Source organism: Mesorhizobium sp. M7D.F.Ca.US.004.03.1.1 (genome assembly GCF_003998635.1).
In the GTDB taxonomy this organism is placed as follows: domain Bacteria; phylum Pseudomonadota; class Alphaproteobacteria; order Rhizobiales; family Rhizobiaceae; genus Mesorhizobium; species Mesorhizobium loti.
On record NZ_RZQG01000970.1, the window covers coordinates 1 to 2,139 of the forward strand.

A 2,139-nucleotide genomic window follows, 5' to 3' on the forward strand; every position below is an offset into this window, starting at 1 on the left:
ACATAAAGGCGTTCTTCGACACGATTCCACACGATCTGCTCCTCAAGGCTGTGCGGGCACATACCGACTGCCGCTGGGTACTGCTCTATGTGGAGCGCTGGTTGATGGCGCCGGTGCAAAGGGAAGATGGCTGCATCGAGCCACGGGAGGCTGGAACCCCGCAGGGATCGGTCGTGAGTCCGATCCTGGCGAATCTGTTCCTGCATTACGCGTTCGACCTGTGGATGACACGAACCCATCCGGCTGTTCCATTTGAGCGGTACGCGGATGACGTGATCTGCCACTGCCGAACCCAATCCGCGGCCGAAGCCTTGCGCGCCGCTCTAGCGGAGCGGTTCGCGACGTGTGGGTTGGCGCTCCACCCGCAGAAGACAAAAATCGTCTACTGCGCAGACACCAACCGCAGCGAGCGCTATCCCACGGTCCAGTTCGACTTCCTCGGCCACTCGTTCCGGCCGCGGTTTACGGCATGGCCCAATGGGACATACGGCGTCTCGTTCTTGCCAGCGGCGTCCCCAGGGGCGCTAAAGGCGATGCGTCGGGAAGTTCGGCAATGGGGTCTCCAAAACCGGACCGACACAGCCCTTGAGGATCTCGCCCGGCGGATCAATCCCTACGTCCGTGGATGGATCAACTACTACAGTCACTTCTACAAATCGGCGCTGTACGACAGTCTGCGCCGGATCGACTTCCATCTGAGAAAATGGGCCCGCCGCAAGTTCAAGCGCTTCAAGCAAAAGCCGAAAGGCGCGCGCGAGTGGCTCGCCCGTATCATCAGGACCAAGCCAGGGCTCTTCGCGCACTGGCCGCTTCTACATGCCCAACAGCCGGATACCGGGAGCCGTGTGAGCTGAGAGGTTCACGCACGGTTCTAGGAGAGCACGGCGGTGAAATTCCGCCGTGCCACTCGACCGCTCTCGATCTCTTGCCGCCGTCGCACCGGACGGGACGGCTCCGCCCACCCACCGAAATCCAACTGAGGCACTTCCCGAGCACTGGGCGGCATGCGCGGGTTTGTCAGCTTTTGACAATGCGCATCCACTATTGGTGTCTTGCGATCAATTCGACATGACTCGGTTCAGTCGATCATTTTCAAGCAGCGAGCGGGTGGCGCCGCCGAAAATCCACTCCCTGAACCTGCTGTGGCCGTAGGCGCCGGATATGATCAGATCCGCATGCATCGCGTCGGCCACATCGGCGATCGTTCCGCCATCGGATTTTTCCGGAAAAACTTCGGCCTTCGCCTTTACGCCGTGAAAGGAAAGCAAGGCAAACATCGTTCAGACCGTTCCAGGTTTCATCGGTTGCATCATTGTCGATCGTAATGACACGAACCGCCTGAGCCATTTGCAAAAAGGGCATAGCATCGGTAACCGCACGCCTGGCTTCACGCGTGTCCTTCCATCCGACAAGATTGTTGATGCGGATATTTTCCTGGTTGGTCGAGGCGACAAAGACAGGCCGCCCTGCCTGAAGGATCAGGCTGCCGAGATCGGTGGAACGATGAACGTTGCCAGAAGAGGCGCCCTCGGGCAACGCCGTGACAATGAGATCGGTCACGCGGGCCGAGTCGATTAGCAAGCGGGTCGGATTGCCCACAGCCCCACGCCATTCTGTATCAACCGTTGCGCCAGCAAGAGCTTCGAACTCCGCGCGGAGGTCCTCAATTCGTCGCTCGATGTTCTTCCGCTGGTGCATCATGCTCTCGCCTTCGAAGGCCACTCCTCCTTCCATCACGACGGGCGGAGGAACGTCGGCAGCCGAGAGACCTATCAGGCGCGCATCGAAGCGCTGGGCCAGATCGACACCAAGCTTGATTACAGGAGTGACCATTCCGTCGATGTCGAGATTGAGAACGATTGACTTGTAACCCATTGGGCTTTCCTTCCACGGTTGGAGATGATGCCGGCCCGGCTGGGGGAAAACGTCAACGGACGTCCTGCCGCGAAACGCGGCTTCACAATGCGGCAACCTCAAATGCCGAAGGGCTACCTGCAACGTTTCAAAAATCTCTATGATGAACGATCACTGTCGTGAGAAGTGCTCCGGCCGGCATGATCGTGAAGGTCCTCTCGCTACTCGAACATGATCCGAGCGGTACCTCTTTTGGCGATCAATATTCTCCGAGCTTCCTGGATC

General features: G+C 58.9%; 2 protein-coding genes. One reads left to right on the forward strand and one right to left on the reverse strand.

All coding sequences use genetic code 11. From position 1 onward, the window contains the following. The coding region (locus EN935_RS32615) for a reverse transcriptase domain-containing protein (RefSeq protein WP_127374053.1) at nt 1-854 on the forward strand (854 nt) is incomplete at its 5' end. 238 nt (nt 855-1,092) lie between these two features. Here EN935_RS32615 and EN935_RS32620 read toward each other — a convergent pair. Beyond that, nucleotides 1,093-1,875, reverse strand: a complete 783-nt coding sequence (locus tag EN935_RS32620; RefSeq protein WP_245489113.1) for a universal stress protein — start codon at nt 1,873-1,875, stop codon at nt 1,093-1,095. Nucleotides 1,876-2,139: the final 264 nt, after the last annotated feature.

What these genes read in the sequence shown, in the direction of transcription:
- EN935_RS32620 (WP_245489113.1), bottom strand. Translation starts at nt 1,875, where the DNA reads ATGGGTTACAAGTCAATCGTTCTCAATCTCGACATCGACGGAATGGTC.